The organism is Chitinophaga niabensis (genome assembly GCF_039545795.1).
GTDB classification, from domain to species: Bacteria; Bacteroidota; Bacteroidia; order Chitinophagales; family Chitinophagaceae; genus Chitinophaga; species Chitinophaga niabensis_B.
The window spans coordinates 5,164,278-5,189,573 of the sequence record NZ_CP154260.1 but is presented as its reverse complement, the minus strand read 5'-3'; the positions used below and the strand labels follow the sequence as shown (position 1 = coordinate 5,189,573).

Sequence of the window (25,296 nt, the reverse complement as noted above, 5' to 3'; positions counted from 1 at the left end):
TAATTATAATATAAACCAAATTGGAAAATACGCAAATCCTGTCCCTGCACCAGATCTACAAGAACTATGGCCCTATTCAGGCATTAAAAGGAGTTTCCTTTGATGTGCCTGCAGGAAGTGTTTTTGGCATCCTGGGTCCTAATGGCAGTGGCAAAACCACTTTATTAGGTATCATCATGGATGTTCTGAAAGCCAACTCCGGCACCTACAGCTGGTTTGGCCAGTCTACCCATCACGATCAGCGCAAGCGGATCGGTACTTTGCTGGAGACCCCTAACTTCTACCACTATTATTCAGCAGTACGTAATCTTCAGATCACGGCAGCAATTAAAGGCCGTGGTGCAGATGATATTGAACGTGTGCTGAAGATCGCCAACCTCTGGGAAAGAAAAGACTCCAAATTCAGCACCTTCTCTTTGGGTATGAAGCAGCGGCTTGCAATAGCCAATGCCATACTGGGAAAACCGGAAGTACTGTTACTGGATGAACCTACAAATGGACTGGATCCTGCAGGTATTGCAGAGATCAGGGATCTGATCCGCCAGTTGGGAGAAACCGGTACTACGGTGATCATGGCCAGTCATATGCTGGATGAAGTGGAGAAAGTATGTAACCACGTAGCGATCTTAAAGAAAGGTGAATTAATTACCACAGGGCATGTGGATGAAGTATTGTCTGATGAAGACATGGTGGAAATTTCCGCTGCAGACCTTGCCAGACTGGAAAGTGTGTTGAACGCACTGCCTGGTGTTAAATCCATCCGGCGCCACAACGGCAGTTTCCAGGTGATGTTTACAGAGAGCAAAACGGCTGAGCAGATCAACAGGCATTGCTTTGAACAGGGCGTTACGCTGAACTACCTTACCACTAAACGGAAGAGCCTGGAAGCGCGCTTCATGGAATTAACCAATAACTGATCACAATCATGATACAACTGTTGAATATAGAGTGGATGAAGGTAAAAGCTTATCGCACCTTCTGGATACTCACCATCTTATTTTTCGTTGCAGTACCCTTGTTAAATATTGCGATTGAAAGCTTCGTATCTCAAACAAAGGAAGTGAGCTTATTGCTCGGTTCTCCTTTTGCTTTTCCAAGAGTATGGGATACTGCTGCATGGGTAGCCAGTATGGTAACACCTGTAATGGGCATCATGCTGATCATCTTCCTGACCAATGAGAACAACTTCCGTACGGTTCGCCAGAACATCATTGATGGCTGGAGCCGGGATCAATACATTACTGCAAAATTTGGCGTGCTGATCACCACTACACTGTTTATTACATTGCTGATAACAGTAACGGCATTTATCTTCGGCTTAAAGAACGGTACAGGAGATGCTTCTGAAAATATCATTTATATTTTCTACGCGCTCATACAAAGCCTGGCTTACCTCTCGCTGGCCTTCTTCCTGGGCGTATATATGAAAAGGGCCGGTATTGCTATTGCCATTTATATCATGTATGCGTATGTAGGAGAATTTGTGATTGCCGGTATCCTGGATTATAAAGTATTGCGCCACCTGGGATCATTTCTTCCCCTGGAAAGTACAGACAGGCTGATACCGGGATTGTCCAGTTTTCCGCGTAAGCTGGCTCAGCAAGGCCATACGCCGCCATCGAATACCCAATACGTACTTGTTGCCTTGTTCTATATCGCGCTGTTCAACTTCCTTTCCTGGAGGAAAATTAAGAAAGCAGATCTCTAGAGAAGGAATTGTAAATTTGCTGATAAAAGTAAAAAGGTGAAGAAGGAGAAGCTTATACTGGTCACTAATGATGATGGCATAACGTCACCGGGCATACGTACATTGATAGAAGCCGTGCAGCCGCTTGGTAAAATAGTAGTGGTAGCGCCGGACAGCCCGCAATCGGGCAAAGGGCACGCTATTACACTGGGATTTCCTTTACGCCTCAGTGAAGTGAAGATCTTTGAGGGGATTGAAGCATGGACCTGTTCCGGTACACCGGTAGATTGTGTGAAACTGGCAAGGGACAAGATCCTGGACCGTACGCCGGACCTCTGTGTGAGCGGGATCAACCATGGTGCTAATCATTCTATCAATATCATTTATTCCGGTACCATGTCTGCAGCAATGGAAGCAGCCATAGAAGGTATTCCCTCTGTAGGGTTTTCTTTCCTGAATTATTCTTACGATGCTGATATGAGCACCTGCAAACAGGTGGCAGAAATAGTAACGAAGAAGATGCTGGAAACAGAGCTGCCTCCGCATACCCTGTTCAATGTGAATATCCCGGATGTGGACGCAAATCAATACAAGGGCATCCGCATGAGCCGCCAGGCAAATGCCAAATGGGTAGAAGAGTTTGATGAACGCCGTGATCCTACCGGTAAAAAGTATTACTGGCTCACCGGTGAATTCAAGAACCAGGATACAGGAGAAGATACAGATGTATGGGCATTGGAAAACGGTTACACGTCTATTGTACCGGTGCAGTTTGATCTCACTGATTACCGACTCAAGAAAAAACTGGAAGCTGAATGGAGCTTCTGATCCAATAATCCTATGAACATGTTAAAACAAGACAAACTATCACTGGGCATTCTGTTGGGTTTACTGACCCCGGCGGTAGCTTTTTTTATATACTATTTAGCGGTCTTCCTGCCCCGGGACCTCGGAATAGGTGAGTTCCTCGTTATGCTGAAGAACAACAAACACCTGATCCCAAAGGTGATCAGCATCTGCCTGCTGGCCAATGGTATCGTCTTCTACCTGTATACCCGCGTACGCCTTGACCTCACAGCAAGGGGCATTTTCCTGATCACATTGTTATACGCAATCGTTATCTTGCTGCTTAAAATAATTTAGTGAAGTACTACATCATAGCTGGCGAAGCCTCCGGAGACCTGCATGGAAGCAACCTTATCAAACAGATCAAACAGTTGGATACAACTGCTGATATCCGTTGCTGGGGAGGTGATATGATGGAACAGGCAGGCGCTACTGTAGTAAAACATTACCGCGACCTGGCTTTCATGGGCTTCATTGAAGTGGTGATGAACCTGCGCACTATCTTTAAGAACCTGGACATCTGTAAGAAAGATATCCTGGCTTATCAGCCGGATGTACTGGTATTAATAGATTATCCCGGTTTTAACCTCCGCATTGCCGAATGGGCAAAACAACAGGGCCTCAAAGTGGTATATTACATCAGTCCGCAGGTATGGGCCTGGAAAGAAGGGCGTGTGAAAAAGATCAAGACCATCGTGGACAAAATGCTGGTGATCCTGCCATTTGAAAAAGATTTCTACCGTAAATGGGATTTTGAAGTGGAATATGTAGGGCATCCCTTGATAGAAGTGGTGAAAGCCGCAAAGGAGGCTCCCCCTGCACATCCTTTCTCAGATAAACCCGTGATTGCTTTATTGCCCGGCAGCCGTAAACAGGAAGTAAAAGAAAAGCTGCCTGTGATGCTGTCTATGGCGCGGTATTTTCCGGAATACCAGTTTATCATGGCACAGGCCCCCAGCCTGGAAGATAGCTTCATCAAAGAATTTACCAGCGCCTACCCCAATGTATCTGTGGTAAAAGGGCAAACCTATCCGCTTTTATTGCAAGCTTCTGCTGCATTGGTTACATCCGGTACGGCTACTTTGGAAACTGCTTTATTCGGCGTGCCGGAAGTGGTTTGTTATAAAGGCAGCCCGGTATCTTATTTCTTCGCCAAATACCTGATCAAAGTAAAATATATCTCCCTCGTGAACCTGATCATGGATAAGCCTGTTGTGAAGGAGCTGATCCAGCATGACCTCACGGAAGAAAATCTCCTGAAAGAATTAACGCTTCTGTTAAAAGACGAAGCCCGCCAACAGCAAATGAAAGCGGATTATTCCGTGCTGTGGACCCTCCTGGGTGATGGCACTGCTTCCCGCAAGGCTGCGGAAGCAATTGTGGATTTTGTACGGTAACAACTACTTCCTGCCGTTTACCGTGTAAGCGATTGTAGATTTTATAACTGCTTCCTGCCCTTATCGCCTGATCAATTTAATAATAATGATAATTATCGCGATCAGGAACATGATGATCGAGATCCTGTTCATGCCATGCATGAGTTTGGTGTTGGTGTTCACCGGCTGGGACTTGTCCCGCTTGCGGATGTAGAGATATTCCAATATCTGGCGCCAGATGCTTTTCATTACTGCAAAGATCGTTAAATTTAAGTTTATGGGGAGATTACTATGGAGCCTGTTACTGGCGGTCCTGCCAATAACGGCATTTGCGCAAAAGAAGATAGAACTGAACACCGGATGGGAATTCCGGCGTTTGGATGAGAATGTTTGGAGAACAGCCAAAGTGCCGGGAACGGTGCATACAGACCTGCTTTCCCATCAACTTATTCCTGACCCATTTCAAGGTGCCAATGAAAAAGGTGTACAATGGATAGACAAAAAGGATTGGGAATACCGATGCAATTTCTCCGTGCCCGCCGCTGATATGGCCTCACTTGAATTTACAGGGCTGGACACTTACGCAGACATCTACCTGAATAATGTGCTGATCGGAAAAGCCATGAATATGTTCGTGGGAAAGGAATTGCCGTTAAAGAAATATTTAAAACCCGGCAACAACCAGCTACGCATTTTATTTCACAGTCCCATTGCGCATGACATGCCGAAGTTCCTGCAGGACAGGCTGGTCTATCCCGCAGGCAATGATGCCAGTGATATTCCCTTGAGTGTGCATGCCCGTAAAGCACCTTATCATTATGGATGGGACTGGGGGCCGCGCCTCGTGACCAGTGGCATCTGGCGACCCATCTATCTCAAAACCTGGAGCAAAGTAAACCTCCGGGATAGCTGGATCCGCCAGCAGCAACTCACAGATGAACAGGCAACATTGGATGCCACACTTACACTGGACGTGCAGCAGGCGGGGATCTATACACTGCTGGTGAAAGGAGATTTTGAAACGAAGCAGATCAGCAAAAAACTGGCAGCCGGCAAACAACAGGTAAACATCCCTTTTGTGATCAGCAAACCGCAACGCTGGTGGCCTAACGGATTAGGTGCACAGAAACTATATCCAGTGGAAGTGGCTGTAATGAGTGGAAAGGATACACTGCAAACCAAACAACAACGCATTGGTTTACGTACGATAGAAGTAGTGAACGAAGCAGATAACATGGGCACAAGTTTCTTCGTGAAAGTGAACGGGCATCCTGTTTTCATGAAGGGCGCCAATTATATCCCCGCTGATAATTTCCTGCCAAGAGTAACACCAGGGCGGTATGTTCAGCTCTTTAAGGATATGAAGGAAGCCAACTTTAACATGGTACGTGTATGGGGCGGGGGGATCTATGAAAACGATCAGTTCTATGACCTGGCAGATGAACAGGGCATACTGGTATGGCAGGATTTTATGTTTGCCTGTACCTTCTATCCTTCTGATAAAAACTTCCTGCAACAGGTAAAAGAAGAAACACAGTATAACATCACCCGTTTACGTAATCATCCTTCGCTGGCGCTCTGGTGTGGCAATAATGAAATTGCCGTGGCCATTAAGAACTGGGGCTGGAAAGATGGTTATGCTTACTCCGATGCACAATGGATGGAATTACTGAAAGGCTATGATACCTTATTTGTAAAACTCTTACGGGATGAAGTAAAAAAACTGGACCCGGGGCGGTTTTATTTTCCATCCTCACCCATCAGCAACTGGGGTAAAGCCGAAGATTTCCGCCATGGGGATAATCACTACTGGGGTGTATGGCATGGGATGGAATGGTTTGAAGCATTTAATACACATGTGCCGCGGTTTATGAGTGAATATGGTTTTCAGTCTTTCCCGGATATCCATACCGTGCGGAAATATGCAGATCCTTCACAATGGGATATCAATTCCTTTGTGATGCAATCGCATCAGAAAAGCTTCACACGTGGCAATGCAGCCATTAAAACTTACATGGACCACTATTATAAAGAGCCGAAAGATTTCCCTTCCTTCCTTTATCTCAGCCAGGTATTACAGGCAGAAGGGATGAAAATAGGCATGGAAGCACATCGCAGGGCTATGCCTTTCTGCATGGGTTCTTTATACTGGCAGCTCAATGATTGCTGGCCCGGTGCTTCCTGGAGCGGGATCGATTATTACGGACGCTGGAAGGCCATGCATTATTTTGTGAAGAAAGCTTATGAACCGGTACTGATCAGTACAGTGAAAGAAGAAGGAAAGATCAAAACCTATGTGGTAAATGATGGGCTGGAAGAAACCTCCCTGCAGCTGGAATTACAACTGATGGATGTGGAAGGTAAAGTCATCTGGCAGAAAAGCAGTCCGGTTAAAGTAAAAGCTAACTCCAGCGCTGTGGAACACAGCATTGATATCGCAGACATCCTGAAGGGAGCAGACAGTACAAGGGTAATATTGTATTCTAAACTGTTAACTAACCACAAGTTCCTTACAGAGAATGTGTTTTACTTTGTTCCGGCTAAACAAATGCCCTTACCAAAAGCGGTGATCACTACCGATGTTACTGAAAAGGATGGGTTGATCAGTATAAGGTTGAACACTACCGGCCAACTGGCAAGAAATGTTTGCCTGATGCTGGAAAAGGATGATACCGCGCATTTCTCAGACAATTATTTTGATCTGTTACCAATAGGCGAAAAGACGATCCAGGTAAGAACAAAACTAACGGCGGCTACAGTAAGAGAACAATTACGCATTATGCACCTGGGCAATGCGTGTAAAGAATAAACAGTGAAACAATGAAGAAAACTTTCTTAACAGGCTGCCTTCTCATGGCAGGCCTTATTTCCCAGGCTCAGCATGAGCCCTATGTAAAAGAAACAGATCCCGCTGTTCTGGAAAAACTGGACCAGTGGCAGGACTGGAAGTTCGGGTTGATGATGCACTGGGGTACTTATTCCCAATGGGGCATCGTGGAATCCTGGAGCCTTTGTCCAGAAGACGAAGGCTGGACGCAACGCAAACCTGCCGGTATTCCTTACTATGAATACAAGCAAAAGTATGAGGCCTTGCCCAACACTTTCAACCCGGTGAGCTTTGATCCCGCCAAATGGGCTGCTGCAGCAAAAAGAGCGGGTATGAAGTACATGGTGTTCACCACTAAACACCATGATGGTTTCAACATGTTTGATACCAAACAATCAGATTACAAGATCACTGCACCCAATGTTCCTTTCAGCAAAGATCCCCGCGCAGATGTAACGAAGGAAACATTTAATGCATTCCGTAAAGAAGGCATTCACATCGGCGCTTATTTTTCCAAGCCGGACTGGCATGTGAATTCCTACTGGTGGTCTTACTTCCCGCCTAAAGACCGTAACCCCAGTTATGAGATCAGCAAGTACCCGGAGCTTTGGAAACAGTTCAGCGATTTCACCTACAAACAGATCGAAGAACTGATGACGGGTTATGGCAAAGTTGATATCCTTTGGCTGGATGGTGGCTGGGTCAGGCCATTGAGCATGCAAACAAAAGAATCCCTCTCCTGGAGCAAAACACCTCCGCAGGACCAGGACATCAATATGCCGGCAATTGCTAGTATGGCACGTAAACACCAGCCTGGTCTTATTGTAGTAGACCGCAGTGTGCATGGGCCTTATGAGAATTATCGTACGCCGGAACAATCTATCCCTGAAAAGCCGCTGGATTATCCCTGGGAAACATGTATGACCATGGGCGGTTCCTGGTCTTATGTTCCCAATGATCAATACAAAAGCGTGAATGTACTCATTCATAACCTGGTGGATATTGTAGCAAAGGGAGGTAACTACCTGCTGAATATTGGCCCTGGCCCCGATGGTAAATGGCATGATGAAGCTTACCGGAAACTGGATAGTATCGGCCAGTGGATGAATGTGAATGGCGATGCTATTTATGGTACCCGTTCCGTAGCTCCTTATAAAGACGGGAAAGTATGTTTCACCCAAAAGAAAGATGGTACGCTGTATGCGATCTATTTACTGGATAAAAACGAGAGCCTGCCTGCTGTAGTTCGTTTTGGTGGTATTACTTTGAAGAAAGGCACTAAGATGGAACTGCTGGGTGGAAAAGGAAAACTCAGCTGGAAGGAAGCAGATGGAATGATAGAGGTGAAAATGCCTTCAGTACCGTTGAAACATGCGGTAGCTATTAAGATAAAAGCATAAAAAAAGGGGGCGTCTCAAAAGTAATTTGATGAGTTTGAGAATCGCGTAAACGAAGATTCTCTCCATCAGGTACCCGGGTAAAATCAAGTTAAAATTACTTTTGAGACACCCCCTTTTTGTTTATCTCTTTCCTGATTTCTTAACCCAATCTCCGAAGTTCAATGAAACCCCGGTTTGGAAAGATACCGGCTGGAAGTAATCATTTACATCGTAACCGCTATAGGTTTCATCATTCATCGGCACTGAGAACATCAGCTGTGCATGGAATTTAACATAGCGGTATCCTACGCGTACTGTAAAGGCAGGCTCAAAGAAAGGCACTGCATTATCTCCAAGGCGCAGAAAATTATCGCGGCGTTGTGTGTCGTTTTCGAAAGCTTTTACCCCCATTGTTTGATTATAGAACTTAACAATGGAAAAGCGTGGTGTGAAAGCTGCTTCCACTACTTTGTGCGATAAGCCAAAGCTGGGTTGTACAAAGAACTTGTGGAACTGTGTGCGCAACTGGTAATCAAGTTTGGTAGTACCGGCGGGAGCTGAGCTGTAAGCGCCTTCCAGCGTTTTGAAAGCACCATTTCCGTAACCTGCATACACATCAAATACAGCACGCTGCTTAGTGTCAAGGGCTTTGAAGAAACCCACGCCTCCTTCAAGAAGCCCACCGCGTGTGTTTTTATCCACAAACAGATCATCATCATCGCTATCACTGTCATTATTGTCGAACCAGAAAGCACGTGAAACATATTGCCCATTCACCATGATCGCAATGTTGTCAGAAACAGCATAAGCTGCCTGCCAGTTGGAAAGGGACAAATTGGCTTTGAATTCGTTTTTTTCTTTCAGTAGTGGTGCATTCACCTGGTTGGGGACATAAATATCCCTGTTACATGAAATAAAGGCCAGCATAGGAAGGGCCAGTAAAAGGTGTTTACTTTTCATAAAGTTGTAGGTTTTTTAGATAGTCAAATCATAGAGGATTCCCGTTGTATCAACTCAACCTCGAACACGAAATTTTTTGTGACTTTGATCTTTTCGTCATAGTTAATTAACTGCACCAGTGTTTCTACGGCTTTTTCTCCCATTTTATACCCTGATTGCTCAATAGTAGTGAGCGAGGGACTGATAATGCGGGAAGAAAGGTCGTTGGAGTAACCCACTACTTTTACCTGTTCCGGTACTTTGATCCCCACTTTACGTGCTTCCTGGATGAAGGCTACGGCGGAAGTATCGTTGGCAGAGAACATGCCGTCCGGGATATTTCCGCTGGCAAAGATCTGCCGGGCTGCTTCACCTGCTGCATCCAGTGTGAGGTTATGCACATGGATGAGCGATTCATCGTAAGGGATCTTGTATTTGGCAAGCGCAGCTTTATAGCCTGCCAGCCGCTGTTGGTAAAGGTTGCAGGTCAGAACCCCGGAGAAATGAGCGATGCGTTTGCATCCTTGTTTGATCAGGTGTTCGGTGGCCAGGAAACCTCCTTTAAAATCGTCACCGGTAATGCTGTACCCTGGGAAATCCGTAGGTACGCGGTCATAGAATACCAGTGGAATATTGTTTTTGATAAATGGAGAAAAATGGTCAAAGTTGATGGTGAACATAGAAGATACTGCCAGCAAGCCATCCACCCGGAGGGAGAAGAAGGTATGCACCAGTTCTTTTTCCATGGCCACTGTTTCATCTGACTGCCCGATCACAATGCTGAAACCATATTTATGGGCTTCGTGCTGGATGCCGCTGATAGCTGTGCTTTGAAAGTACATGCTGGTGCGCGGAACGATCAGGCCTATAATGTTAGAGCGTTTTTTACGAAGACTGGAGGCTATCCAATTGGGCACATATCCCATTTCCGCAGCCATTCCCTGCACTTTAGACCTGGTTTCCTCATTGATCAGCGGGTTATTCTGTAATGCTCTCGAAACAGTGGAGGCGCTCAGGTTAAGGGCCTGGGCTATGTCGTAGATGGTAATTTTATTTGTATTCTGACGATCTTTCAATTTTGGCCGTGGATTTAGGGACGATATTAAGAAATTTTATTCATAGGCGCTACTTTTGCAGGCAAATGAAACATCGTATCAAGAGAACTTACCGGATTGCCCGGTATGTGATCTACCGGGAAACGCTGGTGGATAAAAAGGATATCGCGTGGTCTTTTCTGGGGGCTTTCCTGGGTGTAGGGCTGATCGGCTTTTTGAATCAATACTACCTGCCGGTAAGGGATAATCTCTTTGTATTGGGGTCTTTTGGGGCATCTGCCGTGCTGATCTACGGGCATACCCAAAGTCCGCTGGCCCAACCCCGGAACCTGATAGGAGGGCATCTATTGAGTGCCATTACAGGGGTAAGTGTTTGTATGCTGATACCCTGGCCGGAATACGAGTGGCTGGCAGGGGCTTTGGCAGTTGCCTGTTCCATTGTGGTAATGCAGGTGACCAAAACAGTACATCCTCCCGGAGGGGCTACGGCTTTGCTGGCAGTAGCCGGGAGTGCCAAGATCCGGGCTTTGGGCTTTCTGTATGTGCTGAGTCCTGTAGCATCGGGGGTGTTTATCCTGCTATTGATCGCTTTTATTGTTAATAACATTCCGGGGCACAGGAGTTACCCGGCCAATGGGAAATGGTTCTGATCTGAGCCTATGTGAGGAGAACACTGAGCCTATGTGAAGCCTATGTCAGGCATTCCTTACTATAACCTTACTATAACAAAGAAGAAAGGCCGTAGAATGGCGGATTAAGGCCGGTTAGAGGCCGTTGCAAGGCCGTACGAGGCCGGCTAGAGGCCGTGCAAGGCCGTTACAAGGCCAATACAAGGCCGAACGAGGCCATTAAGGAAATTAAAAGGGGCTGTCTCAAAAGAAAGATTGAGACAGCCCCTTTGCTTTTATTTGGTGTTTGATGGTTATTTAGGATCCAGGGCTACGCTGATACGTTCAGCAAGGTCCTGCAGGTGATAACGGCTCAGATTGTCTGCTGCGCCGGCAGCTGCGTTACGGATCTCCGTACGTAATGGTACGAGGGTTGCGCGGGCAACGCTGGTAACGTCTGTTTTAGTTGGATTCGGGAACATAGATGCAAAGGCAGCAGGCAGGCCAGCGGGAACTTCCGGAGCTTTCAGGAGGTTGGTGAGGCTGGTGATGTATGCTTTTTGCAGGTTCCTTCTATAGATGTCTATTGGTTTACGGGTATAGATCTCGCTGAAAATACCTTTTTTCAGGTCGTTCATGTATTCCGTAACGGTATAGGTGTTGCTTTCTACCGCTTCCGCATTCAGCATTTTCTGGAGCGTGTTGGTGCTCAGTAAACGGCCGAGGGCAGATTCCTGCATAGACTGGATAGTGGTAACAGGGCTGGCCTTGATACGGCTGTAGATATCCTTGTTCACCAGCCATGTTGGAGTGGTGAAGAGGTTAGTCTGTAAGAACTGTACGGCTTCTTTTTGTTTGGCTTTAGGCACGATTTCATAGATAGCACCACTTTGTTCTACGGTTTTAGGTGTTTCGTAGATACCGCCGATGTTTTTGGCAACATGGCCTATGTAGCGGAAATACTGACCGTATACTTCTTTGTACAATTCATCCAGGTTATTATATCCTTCTCCTTCCTGGCGGGTCCAGGCCATGAGGTTAGGAACAATGCGTTGCAGGTTTTTGATACCATAAGCGCTGGCTTTCATCGCATCATCGCCAAGGTCTTCGTTCTGGGAACGGGGATCATCCGGATTGGTTTCTGTACCGAACCAGAATTTCTTGTCCTGCAGGCGGTTGATGGTCCACTGGTTCAGGGTTTTCTTTTCTGAATCAGCATCTGTACCGGGGATCAGTTTGTAACCCCATTCGATGGCCCATTTATCGTAGAAATTGATCCGGGGATAAAGGTCTGCTCCTGTGATACCGTCACCAGGTTGTGCGATATAGTTGAAACGTGCATAGTCCATGATAGAAGCAGCGTGGCCGTTCTTCTTCACCCATTCTTTATCACGCAGTTTTTCAACCGGGTAGGCGGAGCTGGAGCCGAAGTTGTGACGGAGACCTAAAGTATGACCTACTTCGTGAGAAGATACAAAGCGGATCAGTTCGCCCATCAGTTCATCATCAAACTGCATTTTACGTGCGCGGTCATCGTTAGGAGAAGCCTGGATGAAATACCAGTTACGCAGCAGGCGCATTACGTTATGGTACCAGTTGATGTGGCTTTCCAGGATTTCGCCGGAGCGGGGATCATGTACATGAGGGCCGCTGGCGTTAGGAACTTCAGAAGGTTTGTATACGATAGCAGAATAACGGGCATCTTCCAGGCTCCAGGTAGAATCTTCCTGGGGAGTGGGGGCCATTTTAGCTACGATCGCGTTTTTGAAACCAGCCTGCTCGAAAGCACCCTGCCAGTCGTTCACACCCTGGATCAGGTATTTACGCCATTTAGCGGGGGTAGCGGGATCAATGTAGAATACGATCTGTTTCTTTGGTTCTACCAGTTCGCCTTTGCGGAATTTCTCCATGTCTTCCGCTTTAGGTTCAAGGCGCCAGCGGGTGATCATAGAGAGTCTTTTTACACCTTGTGGATCTGCATCAAAGTCAGTAAGGCTGGTAGCGAAGAAACCAACACGGGGATCAAAATAACGGGGCTGCATGGGAACAGCAGGTAACATTACCAGGGAACTGTTCAGTTCCAGGGTTGCGTTGCCACCTGGGGAAGGAGGCATGCCAGGACCTGCGGGGCCGCCACTTTTGGAATAGGTTTTAACCGTTTTGATCTCCAGGTTCTCAGGATAGGAGCGTACATCCTGGATGTAGGATTTATCAGACTGCGGCATACCCAGTTTCAGCGCGGATTTCAGGCTACCATCAAAATAGAGGATGTCGTTATCGCTATTGATGTAATCTGTGAAATCAAGTACAGAGCCGTTGTTGTCTTTGGAAAATGCTTTGATGTCAAAAGAAGCGGCAATGGGCTGGATGTTGGAATTCATCACAGAATTGAACATCGGCTGGGTGGAATCCTTAGATCTTTCAGAGAAAGAGATATTTTTAAGGAAGATGCGGTTGTTGGGGCCTTTTTCGAAGCGGATCACATTTTCATTGATCTGGTCTCCGCCGAAGCCCATCATGCCTACACGTGTGTCTGCGGCTGATTTGGAAATGCGGTTCACTACCAGGATGTCTCTGCCGAGCAGTCTGTCAGGTATTTCTACGAAGAACTTGTCGTCCAGTTTATAGACATTGAACATGCCGGAATCAGCTTTGGCCTTTGGCGTGATCACTTCGGAGAACTTTTTAGGTCCTGGTTTAGGTCCGCCGGGTCCCATCATGGGCGGGCGGGCTGTAGTGTCTTTTGCGGGAGTGGCAGCAGGTACGGGAGTGCTCTCTTTTTTCTTACGCTGCGCCTCTGCCGGGGCGGTTGTGAGCAAACAGGTTGCGCACATCATACCTGCCAGGACAGCGGTCATTCTGGGTTGTAAATGCATTTGAGATGTTGGTTTTTTTTGATTTGAACAGATTATAGATGGGGGCAAAGAAAAGGATAACCGTCTATATAAAAGAACAAAATCCATAAAAGAGAGAAAAGCAGTAAGAACGGAAAGAAAAAGGGGTAAATTGCCGGGGGAGACCGTGCTGTTAATGAAGCTGATAGCGGAAAAGTGAAGTTTTAAAATTTCTGTTGGAACATTTGAATTTTTTCTTAAATTGTGCGTCCAACTTTGAAAAATATCAATCGATTCCGTTTTTAAGCGGCAAAGGGGGGTAGGACAGTAAGAACAACATTATCTTTTTTGTTTATTTAAAGTGTTTGCTCAAAAAATGTGTAGATTGGAAAGGCTCTACGGATAGGGCTTTTGTGTAGATAGTTAAATTTTTGAGTGGCACTTGTTTTTTTGAGTAAGGCTTATAACTTTGTGAATCACTGATTATTAGCCGCTTATTGTGATGTTTTTGAAAATAATGATCTAAATCTTAATTACTAACAAACAAACAGTTTAATCTTTAACACTAAAATTCAATCAACATGGCTGAGACTAAAACAACTGTGACTGCAGCTGCTGCCAAAACTTCTCATCAAGCGACCAAGTCGTCTAACTTATTCGCTATTCTCGCTGTACCTATTTGTATCGCAATTGGGTACATCTTCTACATTTTCGTGTTAGGAAACAGCGCAAACTTTCAAGGCGGTAATCCGGACAATCACCCAGTTGAAGCAGGTATCGGCAAATGGTTTGGTACTGTACACAAAGGTGGTGTTATTGTGCCTATCCTGATCTCTACCTTGTTGATCTGTCTGACTTTCGTAATTGAGCGTTTCCTGTACCTGGCGAAAGCTAAAGGCAAATTCAGTGGTTCTGAGCTGGTACGTAAAGTACAATACCACCTGGCTAACAAGAATGTTGACGCGGCTCTGGCTGAGTGCGACAAACAAAAAGGTTCAGTTGGTAACGTTCTGAAAGCTGGTCTGAAGAAGTACAAGGAAATGATCAGCAATACCGAGCTGGATACTGATCAAAAGATCCTGACCATTAAGAATGAAATTGAGGAAACTACCGCATTGGAACTGCCAATGATGGAGAAAAACCTGGTGTTCCTGTCAACTATCGCTTCTGTAGCTACCCTGTTGGGTCTGTTCGGTACGGTATTGGGGATGATCAAGGCGTTCGCCTCTATGTCCAACACTGGTGCTCCGGATTCTGCACAGCTGGCACTTGGTATCTCTGAAGCATTGATTAACACGGCTTTAGGTATCGGTACTTCCGCTGTAGCGATCATCATGTACAACTACTTTACTACCAATATCGATAGCATCACTTACGCTATTGACGAATCTGGCTTTACTTTGACACAATCATTCGCTGCTAACCACAAATAATTCGTAAATTATATTGTGGAATTAGCGCAGGATTGAATCTAATTAAGTGAACCAAAAAAAGGAGTAAAGATGCCAAAGATAAAAATGCCCAGGAAAAGCACACTCATCGACATGACTGCGATGTGTGATGTGGCCTTCCTGTTGCTGACTTTCTTCATGCTGGCGACCAAGTTCAAACCGGACGAACCGGTGGCTGTGGTTACTCCGTCTTCTATCAACACACAATTACTGCCGGATTCCGATGTGATACTTTTAACAGTGGACAAGGATGGCAGAGTGTTTTTCAGTATGGACGGCCAGCCTAAAAGAAAGCAGCTTATAGAAGACCTGAATACAAATTTCAAGTTGGGCCTGGAGGATAAAGAAATCCGGAACTTCATGGTAGGTTCAAGCGTTGGTACAGACTTCAAGAACCTGAAAAAGGTACTGGATATGACGGCTGACGAAAGGAAGAATTCAAAAGTGGAAACAGGTATTCCCATGGATTCTACCAATAATGAACTCGCTATCTGGATCGATTATGCACGTTCAGCGCAGGTTGCCACTGTAGGTAATGCCAACAAACTGAAATACTGTATAAAGGCAGATAATGATACGCCTTATCCGGTTATCAAGAAGATCCTGGATACCTTCAAAGAGAAGAAGATCCAGAAACTGAATCTGGTAACCAACCTTGAGGCTAAACCGGCTGGTTCTGCTGCTGCCATATTTGAGCAACAGGAACAGGACAAGCAGTAGTAAAAAATATTCAAAACACTAAAAATTTGCTACCATGGCCGAAATGGATACCAGTAGTAAGGGTGGTGGGAAACATGACAAAGGGACGAAATCGAAGAAACTTTCGACTCGTGTTGACATGACTCCGATGGTGGATCTGGGGTTTCTCCTGATCACTTTCTTCATGTTGACGACTACGATGTCTAAGCCCAAGACCATGGATCTGATCATGCCTAAGGAAACGGAGAAGGAGGAAGAGCAGAACAAAGTGAAAGAGAGCACTGCCCTCACGATCCTCTTAGGTAAGAAAGACCAGGTTTACTACTACGAGGGATTGGCGCAAGACCCCAATGCCTCCAGCAACCCGGACTTCTTTAAAGCAACTACGTTTTCAAATACCAGTGGCATCCGTGATGTGATCATCAAAAAACGCGATGAAGTGGCAAGATTACGTAACTATAAAGGAGAACCTGAAGATGTGGTTGTCATTATCAAAGCAGATGATGGCTCTACATATAAGAACTTTGTAGATTTATTGGATGAAATGGCTATCAACCGTATCCAACGTTATGCAACGGTGGATATCAGCGACCAGGACAAGCAATGGATCAAGTCTACTGAAACCTCTAACGGGATCCAGTAGATTTATGGAAAAACTAATTTTTTGCATCCATCAATAAACATGTATCATGGATTCAGCTAAAATCCTTAAGGCCGATTTTCTTGACATCCTGTTCGAAGACAGGAACAAGAACTACGGTGCTTATGAGCTTCGCAAGAAGTACGACAAGCGCGTGCGGAATTCCATCTTAGGTACAGCTGCTCTGGCATTATTGATCGTTGGTTCTTACCTGGTTTATATTAACCTGAGTGCTAAGGACGGCGATAAAAACCTGAAGCCTGTAGTTGAAGATATTAAATTGGAGGACGTGAAGTTACCGGACGATCCGAAAACGCCACCTCCCCCTCCACCGCCACCTGCTCCACCGCCGCCAGTGAAGCCATCAGTGCAATTCACGCCGCCGGTGATCAAGAAAGATGAAGAAGTAAAAGCGGAAGAAGAATTGGTTAAACTGGACGAGATCAAGGATAAAGCCGTATCTACTAAAACAGTAGAAGGTGACCCGAACGGTATCGACCCAGGATTGATCAATGACAGTAAAGGTACCGGTGTGGTAGAAGCACCACCTCCGCCGCCGAAGGAAGAGATCTTCACATTTGTGGAGCAACCTCCAACCTTCCCTGGTGGTGACGATGCGCTCAACAAGTACCTGAGCAATAACATCCGTTATCCGCATCTGGCAACAGAGAACGGTATCTTCGGTACCATTTTCGTATCCTTTGTGGTTGACTCAGAAGGTCAGATCAAGGATGTGAAAACCGTAGGTGCACCCAAAGGTGGTGGTCTTGAAGAAGAAGCCATCCGCGTGGTGAAGAAAATGCCGAAGTGGAAACCAGGTAAGCAGAACGGACGCCAGGTATCTGTGCAGTTCAACCTGCCGATCAGGTTCACTTTGCAAGATCAGTAATTATTAGTCTCACGCTAGTAGAAATATATTCCCTGCCAGTTAGCTGGCGGGGAATTTTTTTTGGGGGGGCTGACCGTGGTGGTTATTTGGTTTTACGTTAGGCAACCGGTGGGGAGTTCTTTTTGTTTGGGGGCACTGGATGTTTGGTTTGGTACGGGGAGGTTTGATTACAGCCATAGTAGCAGAGATATTCTTTACCAGGCAGCTCTGCTGGTAGAGGATTTTTTGTTTAGGGGGGCTCTGGTGCTGTGGAGAGTTGAGATTGCCAAAACTACTGATTAAGAGTCTGTAGCTCCATTAGGGTGCTGTTGGTAGGGAATGTGGTTAGGTTTTATTTGAGGAAACACAGACCGAGTTACTTTGTTTACTGAAAGGGAGTGAGGCTGGTGTGGCTTAAGCAATGTAGTTTTTGTCTTTAGGGTTGGTAGTTATTGGTTATCGTGCTGGTCGAATATATGCCGGTGGGGAATTTTATTTAATTTCGATGCATGATTGGAAAGTTAGGAGGTCATGATGATACGATAGTTGCGATTGCGACTGCGCCAGGGATTGGGGCTATTGCAGTGATCCGTTTGAGCGGGACTGCTGCTATCGCTATTACGGATAAGCTATTTCCTTCTAAGGATTTAGCTGCGCAGCCCGGGCATACCCTGCATTTTGGGGGATTGCACTTTGAAGGGAAGGTTATTGATGAGGTGGTGGTTAGTTTGTATCACGCTCCCCGCTCCTATACGGGGGAAGAGGTAGTGGAGATTTCGTGCCATGGCTCACCTTATATACAGGCGCAGATTGTTGAGGCGTGTGTAGCATCTGGGGCTCGAATGGCTAAGCCGGGGGAATTTACGCAAAGGGCATTTCTCAATGGCAAACTGGATCTTACACAGGCGGAGTCTGTGGCAGACCTGATTGCCAGTAATACAGCTGCATCTCATCAGACGGCTATACAGCAAATGCGGGGAGGTTTTTCCCGTGAGCTGCAGGCATTGCGGGAACAGTTGATCAGGTTCTCTGCTCTCATTGAACTGGAATTGGATTTCAGCCAGGAGGATGTGGAGTTTGCGGACCGTTCTGCATTGTATCAATTGGTTGAAGCTGCGTTGGTGGAGGTTTCTCAACTGGTTAGATCCTTTAAAGCAGGAAACGTGATCAAGAATGGTGTGAATACCGCTATCATCGGACGGCCTAATGCGGGCAAGTCTACTTTGCTGAATACATTACTGAATGAGAACCGTGCTATTGTGAGTGATATTGCCGGTACTACCCGCGATACGATTGAGGAGGTATTGAATATAGGAGGTATACTTTTTCGGTTGATAGATACTGCAGGGATACGCGAAAGTTCTGATCTGATTGAGAGTATAGGAGTGGCGAAGTCTTTGGAGAAGATGCGGGAAGCAGGGATTGTGGTGTATTTGTTTGACGTGGCGGAGTTGTCTGTTGCTGATGTTCTTGCACAGGTGGCTTCATTTGAGGCGGAGGGAATTTCTTACCTGCTTGTGGGAAATAAAGTGGATCTACTTGCGGATGCTGCCGCGAAGTTTGCATCTATTCCGGGGATACTCTTTATCTCAGCGAAAGAGCATTCTCTCGTTGATGCTTTGAAGGAGCGATTGGTGGCTGCGGTGATGGGAGGTTCTATCAACACAGAGAATACGATCATTACTAACGTGCGCCATTATACGGCTTTGCAGGAAGTGTTTTCTTCTTTGCAGGATGTGAAACGAGGGATGGATGAGGGATTGCCGGGGGATTTGTTAGCACTGGATATCAGGAGATGTTTGTTTTACTTGGCGGATATTGCTGGTGAGGTGACGAATGAGGATCGGTTGGATTATATATTTTCGAAGTTTTGCATCGGGAAGTAATATCGTTTTCTTTAGTTGTTGTTTTGTTGTCTTTAGTGCGGTGGTAGCGGGTTTCAGTTGTTCATAGTATGGGTTTGTTTGCCTTTGTTTACGTTTTTCTTGTCACTCGTTTGTTACGAAAATAAAAGTTCGGGAATTCGTGTTACGAAAAGGGGAGATTATGGTACGGTATGATACTCAATGATAAGGTATGATACGCAATGATACCTTTTTCTTCCTTTTCGATTTGTAACCAAACCCGGGGATTTATGGCAAGTAGTATCAGGGTCAATAAAACGTGTGAGTACTGTAAGCAGGAGTTTATAGCGAAGACAATACATACCCGGTATTGTTCGCATCGATGCAATCAGAAGGGATATAAGCGGAAGGAGCGTAATTCAAAGGTCGAATTAGCCGTTAAGGCGGCGGAAACACCCGATTTTCGGTTAAAGCATCAGAAGGTGGATTGGCACCGGTTTGAGGGGAAGCCTTACCTTACGTTGAAGGAAGCGGCTTTGCTTTTGAATATTACACCGGTTACGCTCCGCCGGTGGGTGAAAGAGGGCGTTATTTCAAGCAGCAAGGCAGGGAAGAAGCATTTGTTTGAACGCAAGATGCTGGATGAGAAAATATCGCATTAACATACGAATCACAACACATTTCCTCGCCACAATGTAAATTAGTGGGAAAAAGTATGCACAACGATATCTTAACTTTTCATTGGGATGGTTATGATCATCCTTTTGAAGTAGAAATGACAAAAGTAGATGGAAAATATAGATTTGATGTTTCCTTCGTGAGAGCAACGGGTAATCTTCATGAGGTAATTAATTTACCGGTTTATTTCATATTTGAAACCCAGAATCAGACTTGGGAATCATCTGGATGGATTGAAGAGCGCGGCGAGGATATTATGAAGAATATTTGGAATGCAATCAGTGATAAGTACGTGAGTATTAAGAATGGGAGTATTCTTGATGACAAGTGAGATAGAAAGATGCGTTTATTTACCGTTGTAAACATCGGTTTTTTCGCTTCAAATCATTTCCCGGGGTAAATGGCCGTGCTGAATTTAAGAATCGAAAATTCCCGTGATGGAAAGGTGATTCCGAATACAGGATTTAAAAGGGTTTAAGTTGAGGCTTCACAGTTTTTAGAAAGCTGTCTAGGCTTTCAATACGTTGTATCTTGTCGATTCTTGAAAAGCCGCAATTATTTATGCTGATTCTCAAATAATTAATGAACGTTGTATTCCGTTCCTCAAACAGGAGTTTGGAATCAACGGAAGGATATGGATTGATTGCAATGGAATATGCTTGTCCCCCACTGACATTGTCTTTATGGTAAAAGTCGGCGGAGAGCTCAACATATGGTACCATGTCAGTAGTCTCTGCCTTTAATTCCTCTATATACTCTGCCCAGTCACCATCGGAAACATATTCAGATAATTCCTGTATCCCAGATATCTGCAAGGGATCGGAGTATTCCCAGATTGGTGAGCTGGCGTATGCGTTCCACGTAAAATCACAGCTTCCTACGATTTCATAGAAATATTTTAACGACTCCGGAATATGGCCGAATGAGCTTACAGCCTCTTGAATCTTTGTAAGTCTAGCACCAGTATTGCTATCTGGTGCCACAAGAGGGTGATCGGAGGCAAAATGATAGCCGATATCGGTCAAGGCTTTGTAGATAATTTGAAGGTTATAGGCAACCCTGGAAAACGTCTCCCGCAATACGGCTCGTATATCATCTGCGTGAATCATGTCAAGATGCTGAATATCAGTGTTTTCGATTTCCTTCCACACTTTATCGTACTCTCCTGACATATATCGTGTAATGAGCTTATTCATTGATGCCTATCGGTATTTTTTTAATCTTTAGAGATTCAAGATATGAATAAACGTAGTTTTAACTGTCGTAAACATCGATTTTTTCGTTTCAAATCGTTTTCTGGATGTAATACACAAGATTGAAGTGAAAATCGAAAATTCGCGTTATGCAAAGGTGAATTTTAATAACACCTGACCTCCGGTTAACTTCAAAAGAAGGATAAAGCACGGGAGAGTTTAAATTTTTTTTGAATGTTGCATAAGAATAAAATACTCACACTTCGTGTTCGTACTTTATTCTTTCTTCTCTTATACTATTATATAATAAAGAATATAAAAAGAAGATAGAGAAATGAGTGGAGCGTTAGCTACGCTTATTTCTCTTAAAGGAATAATTAAGAATACCTTCGTATTCTTAATTATGATTCTTATTATATATATTCTCTAAATAAAAAAAAACGAAATTTTTCTGAAAAAAACAAGAGAGTGAAGTAGTTATTTCACGCGTTTTCTGTTGATCTCAATATGAAAATCATCCTTTTGAACCCAAACGTGATTCTTACGTATAGAAACCTCACTTTTTTCAATGATCTCCCGTTAAGTAGGTGAATGTATCGGAAAATATGTTTAAGCGAAAAAAATGCATTTGGCAAGGGTAAAAACGAGCATGCGTATTTTCAGGTTTGCCCGCATCAATTGCATAATGAAGCAAGAATAATCAATTGTGAGATAATGATGAATCTCGCAAAATTTTATCTGCCTTCAACGAAATATCAGTTTGAAAGAATTCTGAGTATATCTCCCCAGGTTGTTGCATAAAAGGGAAAATTTCCGTAAAGCCACCATCAAAATCCGAATACTTTCTGATAGGGAAAGTGCCTAGATTATTAATTGCCTTTTGAAACCCGCTATTATCGTGGTAACTGTTGCTTGATCGAAAAAGTCAGCGGAAAGTCGCATAACAATTCGTAACCAAAAAAGCGATTTTCCATGAAGATTTACCTTTTAAAGAGAAAAAGCAAGTTATCCGAGGCCAGCGAGAAAAACGGGAGGGTTCGTAAAATTACCCTGTTTCTTGCATATTACTACGGTGCGGAGCGTCCACGGGAGTATGAATCTCTGAATCTTTTCTTGTATGAGAAGCCTAAGAATCAGCTTCAGCGTGATCATAACAAGGAAACGCTTGCGCTGGCAGAGGCGATTAAGGCGAAGAAGATACTTGCGGCACAAAGCAGTCAGCACGGTTTTGTAAGTAATGTAATGGGAAAAGTGAGCTTCCTTGAGTATTTTAAGCAGCTCACTGAGAAAAAGCACGAGTCGGAGGGTAATTACGGAAACTGGCTCAGCACATATCGGCACCTTGTAACCTTTTGTAGCGGGAAAGATCTCACCATGAACCAGGTTGATGATCTGTTTCTTGAGCGATTTAAGGAATACCTCTTGACTTGTAAGGCAAGGCGGGGAAATAAAGAGCGCGCTTTGGCCCAGAACACTGCCCTCTCATACTTTAACAAGGTCCGTACTGCCATAAAGGAAGCCTTTAACAGCAGGCTGTTAAAAGAAAATCCGGTTGCCCGTGTAAAAGGGATAAAAGCCGGCGATACTCATCGTCAATACCTAACCTTTGAGGAGTTGCAGCTTTTAGTGAATACGCAATGTGAAATTCCTATCCTGAAGAACGCTTTTCTGTTCAGCGCCTTAACTGGCTTGCGATTCTCCGATGTGAAATCATTAACATGGCAGCAACTGAAATTCAGTGAAGGAGAGGGGTGGCATATACAGTTTATCCAGCAGAAGACAAAAGGGGCGGAAATATTGCCAATTACAGATCAGGCGGTAAAGTTTACGGGAGAGCGGGGTATGCCGGAATCTTTAATTTTTGAAGGATTGATGTACAGCGCATGGCATAATATCCGGTTGAGAGAGTGGGTGATGGCTGCCGGCATCACGAAGAAAATAACCTTTCACTGCGCACGCCATTCCTTTGCAACCCTTCAGTTAAGTATGAACACAGATATATACACGGTATCAAAGCTGCTGGGGCATAAACATTTGAAGACTACAGAGATATATGCAAAGGTCATTGATAAAAAGAAGATTGAGGCGGCCGGTAGAATTCCCGAGCTGTTCGCGCATTGAATATAAAATCATTAAATTCTGAAATCGTAAAAAGATCGCATATAACGTATGAAAAATTGGAAAACACAATACTTGAAGAGCTTCGGGAAATTAAAAAGGCATTGCTTCTGAATAAGAAAGTGCTTACACTGGAAGAATTTTGTCAATATGCAGGCATTAGTAAAAATTATGCTTACCAGTTGACATCAGGAGGAAAGATCAGATTTTACAGCCGTTCGGGAAGATGATTTATTTCGATTTAGATGATGTAGTAGATTTTTTAAAGCGAAATCCTGCCCGGGATAACGCAGAAATTGAGAAAAATGCCACGGCTCTCATGCGATAAGCGATTAAAGAGCGGCTTCAGGCCAGAAGTCACGAGGCGAACAGTTGAATAATTTTGCTAATTCGTTGAGGTGGAGAGTGTTATATTTTGCCCTGAACTTCGGGCTTTCGATGTGACCGATGAAACCAATGGAGAGATTGAGGTGATATGCTATCTCGGTTTGAGTAATACCCTTCTGTAGCCGGATTTCCCGGACTTTATTTACGATATACAGGTCAATATCACTTTTCTTGTTTTCAGCCATGAGAATCTGGCATGCAAGAAATGAAATGCTGTAAATCATTCTCCTATACAGGTATAGGAATAATTCATATATTCATTAAAACTTTTACCTCTATGACAAACAAAAAGATTGTTTTATTATCAATTGTAACGAATCTGGGACTTTTAAGCGTGTTCATGCCATGGGCATCATTACCTATGAATGATTCACTATCGGGGATAAGTGTGTTATATGGGAAGATCTGTGCCTTGATTTTCGGGATTTCAATCATTCTCTTGCTTATGCCCCTTGATGAGAATGCGAAGCTATGGGGGGCCATGCTTGCCGGATTTATCAATCTGTGCGTGCTTATCTACTACATAAATGATGTGCGCACATTTTTGCGTCAGGTTGCCGCCAATTCGGTTTTCGGTAGCGTGGTGGGAGGTTTACATGAATTGAGCTTCGGAGTGTATTTCACTGCATTTATAAGCCTGTCTTTATTCGTGACGGCTCTTATAATGCGACTGACAGATAGGCCGGAGGAAGAAGAAGTTTAACAATCAAAGATCGACCTAGTTTTCGCCGGGGGAGGAATTCTACCCGGCTTTTTTATTTCCCGGAATAATTTTCCGTAAATGTTGTTCATTATAAATGCATGTAGGAAGGTTACATATGCCTTTCATCTAAGGTAACCCAGGAGGTTTATGCTGTATTTTGTTTGCATTGTTCTTTTGAGACGGTTTTCCTCCTTCATAAACAAAAACCCCTGAAAATGAACATTGACAGCTAATAGTGGGCCCATGTATTAGCATTGAGTTTGACTTCAATGTTTCACTATGAAAAAGAACCGAGACTTCAACGAGAAGTTAGCCAGCCTGATTCGGACAATCAGGCTCGTGAGCAACTTCACCCAGTCATATGTCGCAGCTAAAATGAGAATCAGTAACACTGCATATCATGATTTGGAAACCGGAAAGACATTGTTGACCCCAAAACGGATTGAACAGGTGGCAGAGGTTTTTGAAATACCGTTTGAGGCGTTAATTCGATTTAACACAACGTTTATTATTAACTCAATACTGCAGCGCCAGGGAATTGGGGATAAAAACGATTATGAAACGAGAATTGCGCGGCTGGAGGAAAGAAACCAAGAGCTTGTGAGTATTTTGAAGATAGCAGTGCAAAGCGGCCCCCTTAATGAGTAAAGACATGGAAAAGCACCTGAAAACAATAAAGCGGTTTATTGATTGCTATGAAAACCCGGAATCCGTTAAGGCCATGTTGTGGGAACTCCTGAACGGAGCTATGGAAAGTGATATTGCAGATTCGTGGGACGGAGCTAAAAGAGCTGATATGCTTTTCTTTTATGAATCTGCGTCAGAGTTGATGCATGCTTTATTCCAGTTATCGCCTTCATTATTCCCTACTGATGGAAATCCTAATACTCACTATAGAATTTAGTTTATGTTGATTAAAGATCAAGATGCTTGTATTCCGGAGAAGCAGGAAATAGAGCAGATATTGAAAGAATGTCTTTGCCAAATAAGTGCTCTAGGCGCAGAAGTAAGGGCGGTTAATTTCACTATTCACTGCCGCTTGCGTCCTTCCCCCTATGATAAACTAGAAAAGGTGAAGAAACTTACTTATGACGATTCTGAATTAGAGGCACCAATCGCAAATACAGTAACATTTATCATTAGATAATAAAATAGTATTTATTT

General features: G+C 44.4%; 25 protein-coding genes. 20 read left to right on the top strand and 5 right to left on the bottom strand.

Annotated features, from left to right (window positions below; translation table 11 throughout):
- Positions 1–20 precede the first annotated feature (20 nt).
- From AAHN97_RS20515 to lpxB, 5 genes are read left to right on the top strand one after another with little or no spacing between them, the layout of a single operon-like run.
- Positions 21–917, top strand: a complete 897-nt coding sequence (locus AAHN97_RS20515; RefSeq protein WP_343303956.1) for an ABC transporter ATP-binding protein — start codon at positions 21–23, stop codon at positions 915–917.
- Positions 918–925: 8 nt separating this feature from the next.
- Positions 926–1,708, top strand: coding sequence for an ABC transporter permease subunit (locus AAHN97_RS20510; protein ID WP_343303955.1), 783 nt, complete (start codon positions 926–928; stop codon positions 1,706–1,708).
- Between the two features lie 36 nt (positions 1,709–1,744).
- Positions 1,745–2,515 (top strand): 5'/3'-nucleotidase SurE, encoded by a 771-nt coding sequence (surE, locus tag AAHN97_RS20505; protein WP_343303954.1) that lies wholly within the window; start codon positions 1,745–1,747, stop codon positions 2,513–2,515.
- 18 nt (positions 2,516–2,533) lie between these two features.
- Positions 2,534–2,830 (top strand): hypothetical protein, encoded by a 297-nt coding sequence (locus tag AAHN97_RS20500; RefSeq protein WP_143197578.1) that lies wholly within the window; start codon positions 2,534–2,536, stop codon positions 2,828–2,830.
- A complete protein-coding gene (lpxB, locus tag AAHN97_RS20495; RefSeq protein WP_343303953.1) occupies positions 2,830–3,930 on the top strand; it encodes a lipid-A-disaccharide synthase in 1,101 nt (366 codons plus the stop codon). Before AAHN97_RS20500 ends, lpxB begins: the two co-directional genes overlap by 1 nt.
- Positions 3,931–3,990: 60 nt before the next feature.
- On the opposite strand, the gene AAHN97_RS20490 is transcribed toward lpxB, so the two are convergent.
- Positions 3,991–4,158 carry a DUF6728 family protein gene (locus AAHN97_RS20490; RefSeq protein ID WP_343303952.1) on the bottom strand — a complete coding sequence of 56 codons (168 nt, stop codon included), beginning with the start codon at positions 4,156–4,158 and terminating at the stop codon, positions 3,991–3,993.
- 28 nt (positions 4,159–4,186) lie between these two features.
- Between AAHN97_RS20490 and AAHN97_RS20485 the strand changes: the two genes are divergently transcribed.
- Together AAHN97_RS20485 and AAHN97_RS20480 are read left to right on the top strand one after the other, a co-directional pair.
- Entirely contained in the window at positions 4,187–6,718 is a 2,532-nt protein-coding gene (locus tag AAHN97_RS20485) for a beta-mannosidase (RefSeq protein ID WP_343303951.1), read from the top strand.
- An 11-nt stretch (positions 6,719–6,729) separates the two neighbouring features.
- Positions 6,730–8,136 carry an alpha-L-fucosidase gene (locus AAHN97_RS20480; protein WP_343303950.1) on the top strand — a complete coding sequence of 469 codons (1,407 nt, stop codon included), beginning with the start codon at positions 6,730–6,732 and terminating at the stop codon, positions 8,134–8,136.
- 120 nt (positions 8,137–8,256) lie between these two features.
- Here AAHN97_RS20480 and AAHN97_RS20475 read toward each other — a convergent pair whose 3' ends face one another.
- Both AAHN97_RS20475 and AAHN97_RS20470 read right to left on the bottom strand, forming a co-directional pair.
- Positions 8,257–9,075: a hypothetical protein gene (locus AAHN97_RS20475; protein ID WP_343303949.1), complete on the bottom strand. Its 819-nt coding sequence runs from the start codon at positions 9,073–9,075 to the stop codon at positions 8,257–8,259.
- Between the two features lie 23 nt (positions 9,076–9,098).
- Positions 9,099–10,130, bottom strand: a complete 1,032-nt coding sequence (locus AAHN97_RS20470; protein ID WP_343303948.1) for a LacI family DNA-binding transcriptional regulator — start codon at positions 10,128–10,130, stop codon at positions 9,099–9,101.
- 65 nt (positions 10,131–10,195) lie between these two features.
- On the opposite strand from AAHN97_RS20470, the gene AAHN97_RS20465 reads away from it, so the two are divergent.
- Positions 10,196–10,759, top strand: coding sequence for an HPP family protein (locus AAHN97_RS20465; protein WP_343303946.1), 564 nt, complete (start codon positions 10,196–10,198; stop codon positions 10,757–10,759).
- A gap of 272 nt (positions 10,760–11,031) precedes the next feature.
- On the opposite strand, the gene AAHN97_RS20460 is transcribed toward AAHN97_RS20465, so the two are convergent.
- Complete coding sequence (locus AAHN97_RS20460) at positions 11,032–13,575, bottom strand: zinc-dependent metalloprotease (protein ID WP_343303945.1); 2,544 nt, start codon at positions 13,573–13,575, stop codon at positions 11,032–11,034.
- A 557-nt stretch (positions 13,576–14,132) separates the two neighbouring features.
- On the opposite strand from AAHN97_RS20460, the gene AAHN97_RS20455 reads away from it, so the two are divergent.
- The 7 genes from AAHN97_RS20455 to AAHN97_RS20425 all read left to right on the top strand — a co-directional run bounded on the left by AAHN97_RS20455 (position 14,133) and on the right by AAHN97_RS20425 (position 20,062).
- Complete coding sequence (locus AAHN97_RS20455; protein ID WP_074242428.1) at positions 14,133–14,984, top strand: MotA/TolQ/ExbB proton channel family protein; 852 nt, start codon at positions 14,133–14,135, stop codon at positions 14,982–14,984.
- Between the two features lie 69 nt (positions 14,985–15,053).
- Positions 15,054–15,722: an ExbD/TolR family protein gene (locus AAHN97_RS20450; RefSeq protein WP_343303944.1), complete on the top strand. Its 669-nt coding sequence runs from the start codon at positions 15,054–15,056 to the stop codon at positions 15,720–15,722.
- 34 nt (positions 15,723–15,756) lie between these two features.
- Positions 15,757–16,344, top strand: a complete 588-nt coding sequence (locus AAHN97_RS20445) for an ExbD/TolR family protein (RefSeq protein ID WP_074242430.1) — start codon at positions 15,757–15,759, stop codon at positions 16,342–16,344.
- Positions 16,345–16,390: 46 nt separating this feature from the next.
- Positions 16,391–17,230: an energy transducer TonB gene (locus tag AAHN97_RS20440; RefSeq protein WP_343303942.1), complete on the top strand. Its 840-nt coding sequence runs from the start codon at positions 16,391–16,393 to the stop codon at positions 17,228–17,230.
- A gap of 488 nt (positions 17,231–17,718) precedes the next feature.
- Complete coding sequence (mnmE, locus tag AAHN97_RS20435; RefSeq protein ID WP_343303941.1) at positions 17,719–19,095, top strand: tRNA uridine-5-carboxymethylaminomethyl(34) synthesis GTPase MnmE; 1,377 nt, start codon at positions 17,719–17,721, stop codon at positions 19,093–19,095.
- Between the two features lie 248 nt (positions 19,096–19,343).
- Positions 19,344–19,715, top strand: a complete 372-nt coding sequence (locus AAHN97_RS20430; protein WP_343303940.1) for a helix-turn-helix domain-containing protein — start codon at positions 19,344–19,346, stop codon at positions 19,713–19,715.
- A 53-nt stretch (positions 19,716–19,768) separates the two neighbouring features.
- Positions 19,769–20,062, top strand: a complete 294-nt coding sequence (locus tag AAHN97_RS20425; RefSeq protein WP_343303939.1) for a hypothetical protein — start codon at positions 19,769–19,771, stop codon at positions 20,060–20,062.
- Between the two features lie 133 nt (positions 20,063–20,195).
- Here the strand turns inward: AAHN97_RS20425 and AAHN97_RS20420 are convergent, their stop codons facing one another.
- Positions 20,196–20,927, bottom strand: a complete 732-nt coding sequence (locus AAHN97_RS20420) for a hypothetical protein (RefSeq protein ID WP_343303938.1) — start codon at positions 20,925–20,927, stop codon at positions 20,196–20,198.
- 969 nt (positions 20,928–21,896) lie between these two features.
- Between AAHN97_RS20420 and AAHN97_RS20415 the strand changes: the two genes are divergently transcribed.
- The 5 genes from AAHN97_RS20415 (at position 21,897) to AAHN97_RS20395 (ending at position 25,279) form a co-directional block, all read left to right on the top strand.
- A complete protein-coding gene (locus tag AAHN97_RS20415) occupies positions 21,897–23,045 on the top strand; it encodes a site-specific integrase (RefSeq protein WP_343303937.1) in 1,149 nt (382 codons plus the stop codon).
- A 661-nt stretch (positions 23,046–23,706) separates the two neighbouring features.
- Positions 23,707–24,132, top strand: a complete 426-nt coding sequence (locus AAHN97_RS20410) for a hypothetical protein (protein WP_343303936.1) — start codon at positions 23,707–23,709, stop codon at positions 24,130–24,132.
- Positions 24,133–24,411: 279 nt separating this feature from the next.
- On the top strand, positions 24,412–24,780 hold the full coding sequence (locus tag AAHN97_RS20405; RefSeq protein WP_343303935.1) for a helix-turn-helix domain-containing protein: 369 nt from the start codon (positions 24,412–24,414) through the stop codon (positions 24,778–24,780).
- A 4-nt stretch (positions 24,781–24,784) separates the two neighbouring features.
- Complete coding sequence (locus tag AAHN97_RS20400; protein ID WP_343303934.1) at positions 24,785–25,036, top strand: hypothetical protein; 252 nt, start codon at positions 24,785–24,787, stop codon at positions 25,034–25,036.
- 3 nt (positions 25,037–25,039) lie between these two features.
- The gene (locus tag AAHN97_RS20395) at positions 25,040–25,279 is read left to right on the top strand and encodes a hypothetical protein (protein WP_343303933.1); all 240 of its coding nucleotides are present in this window, start codon (positions 25,040–25,042) and stop codon (positions 25,277–25,279) included.
- Positions 25,280–25,296: the final 17 nt, after the last annotated feature.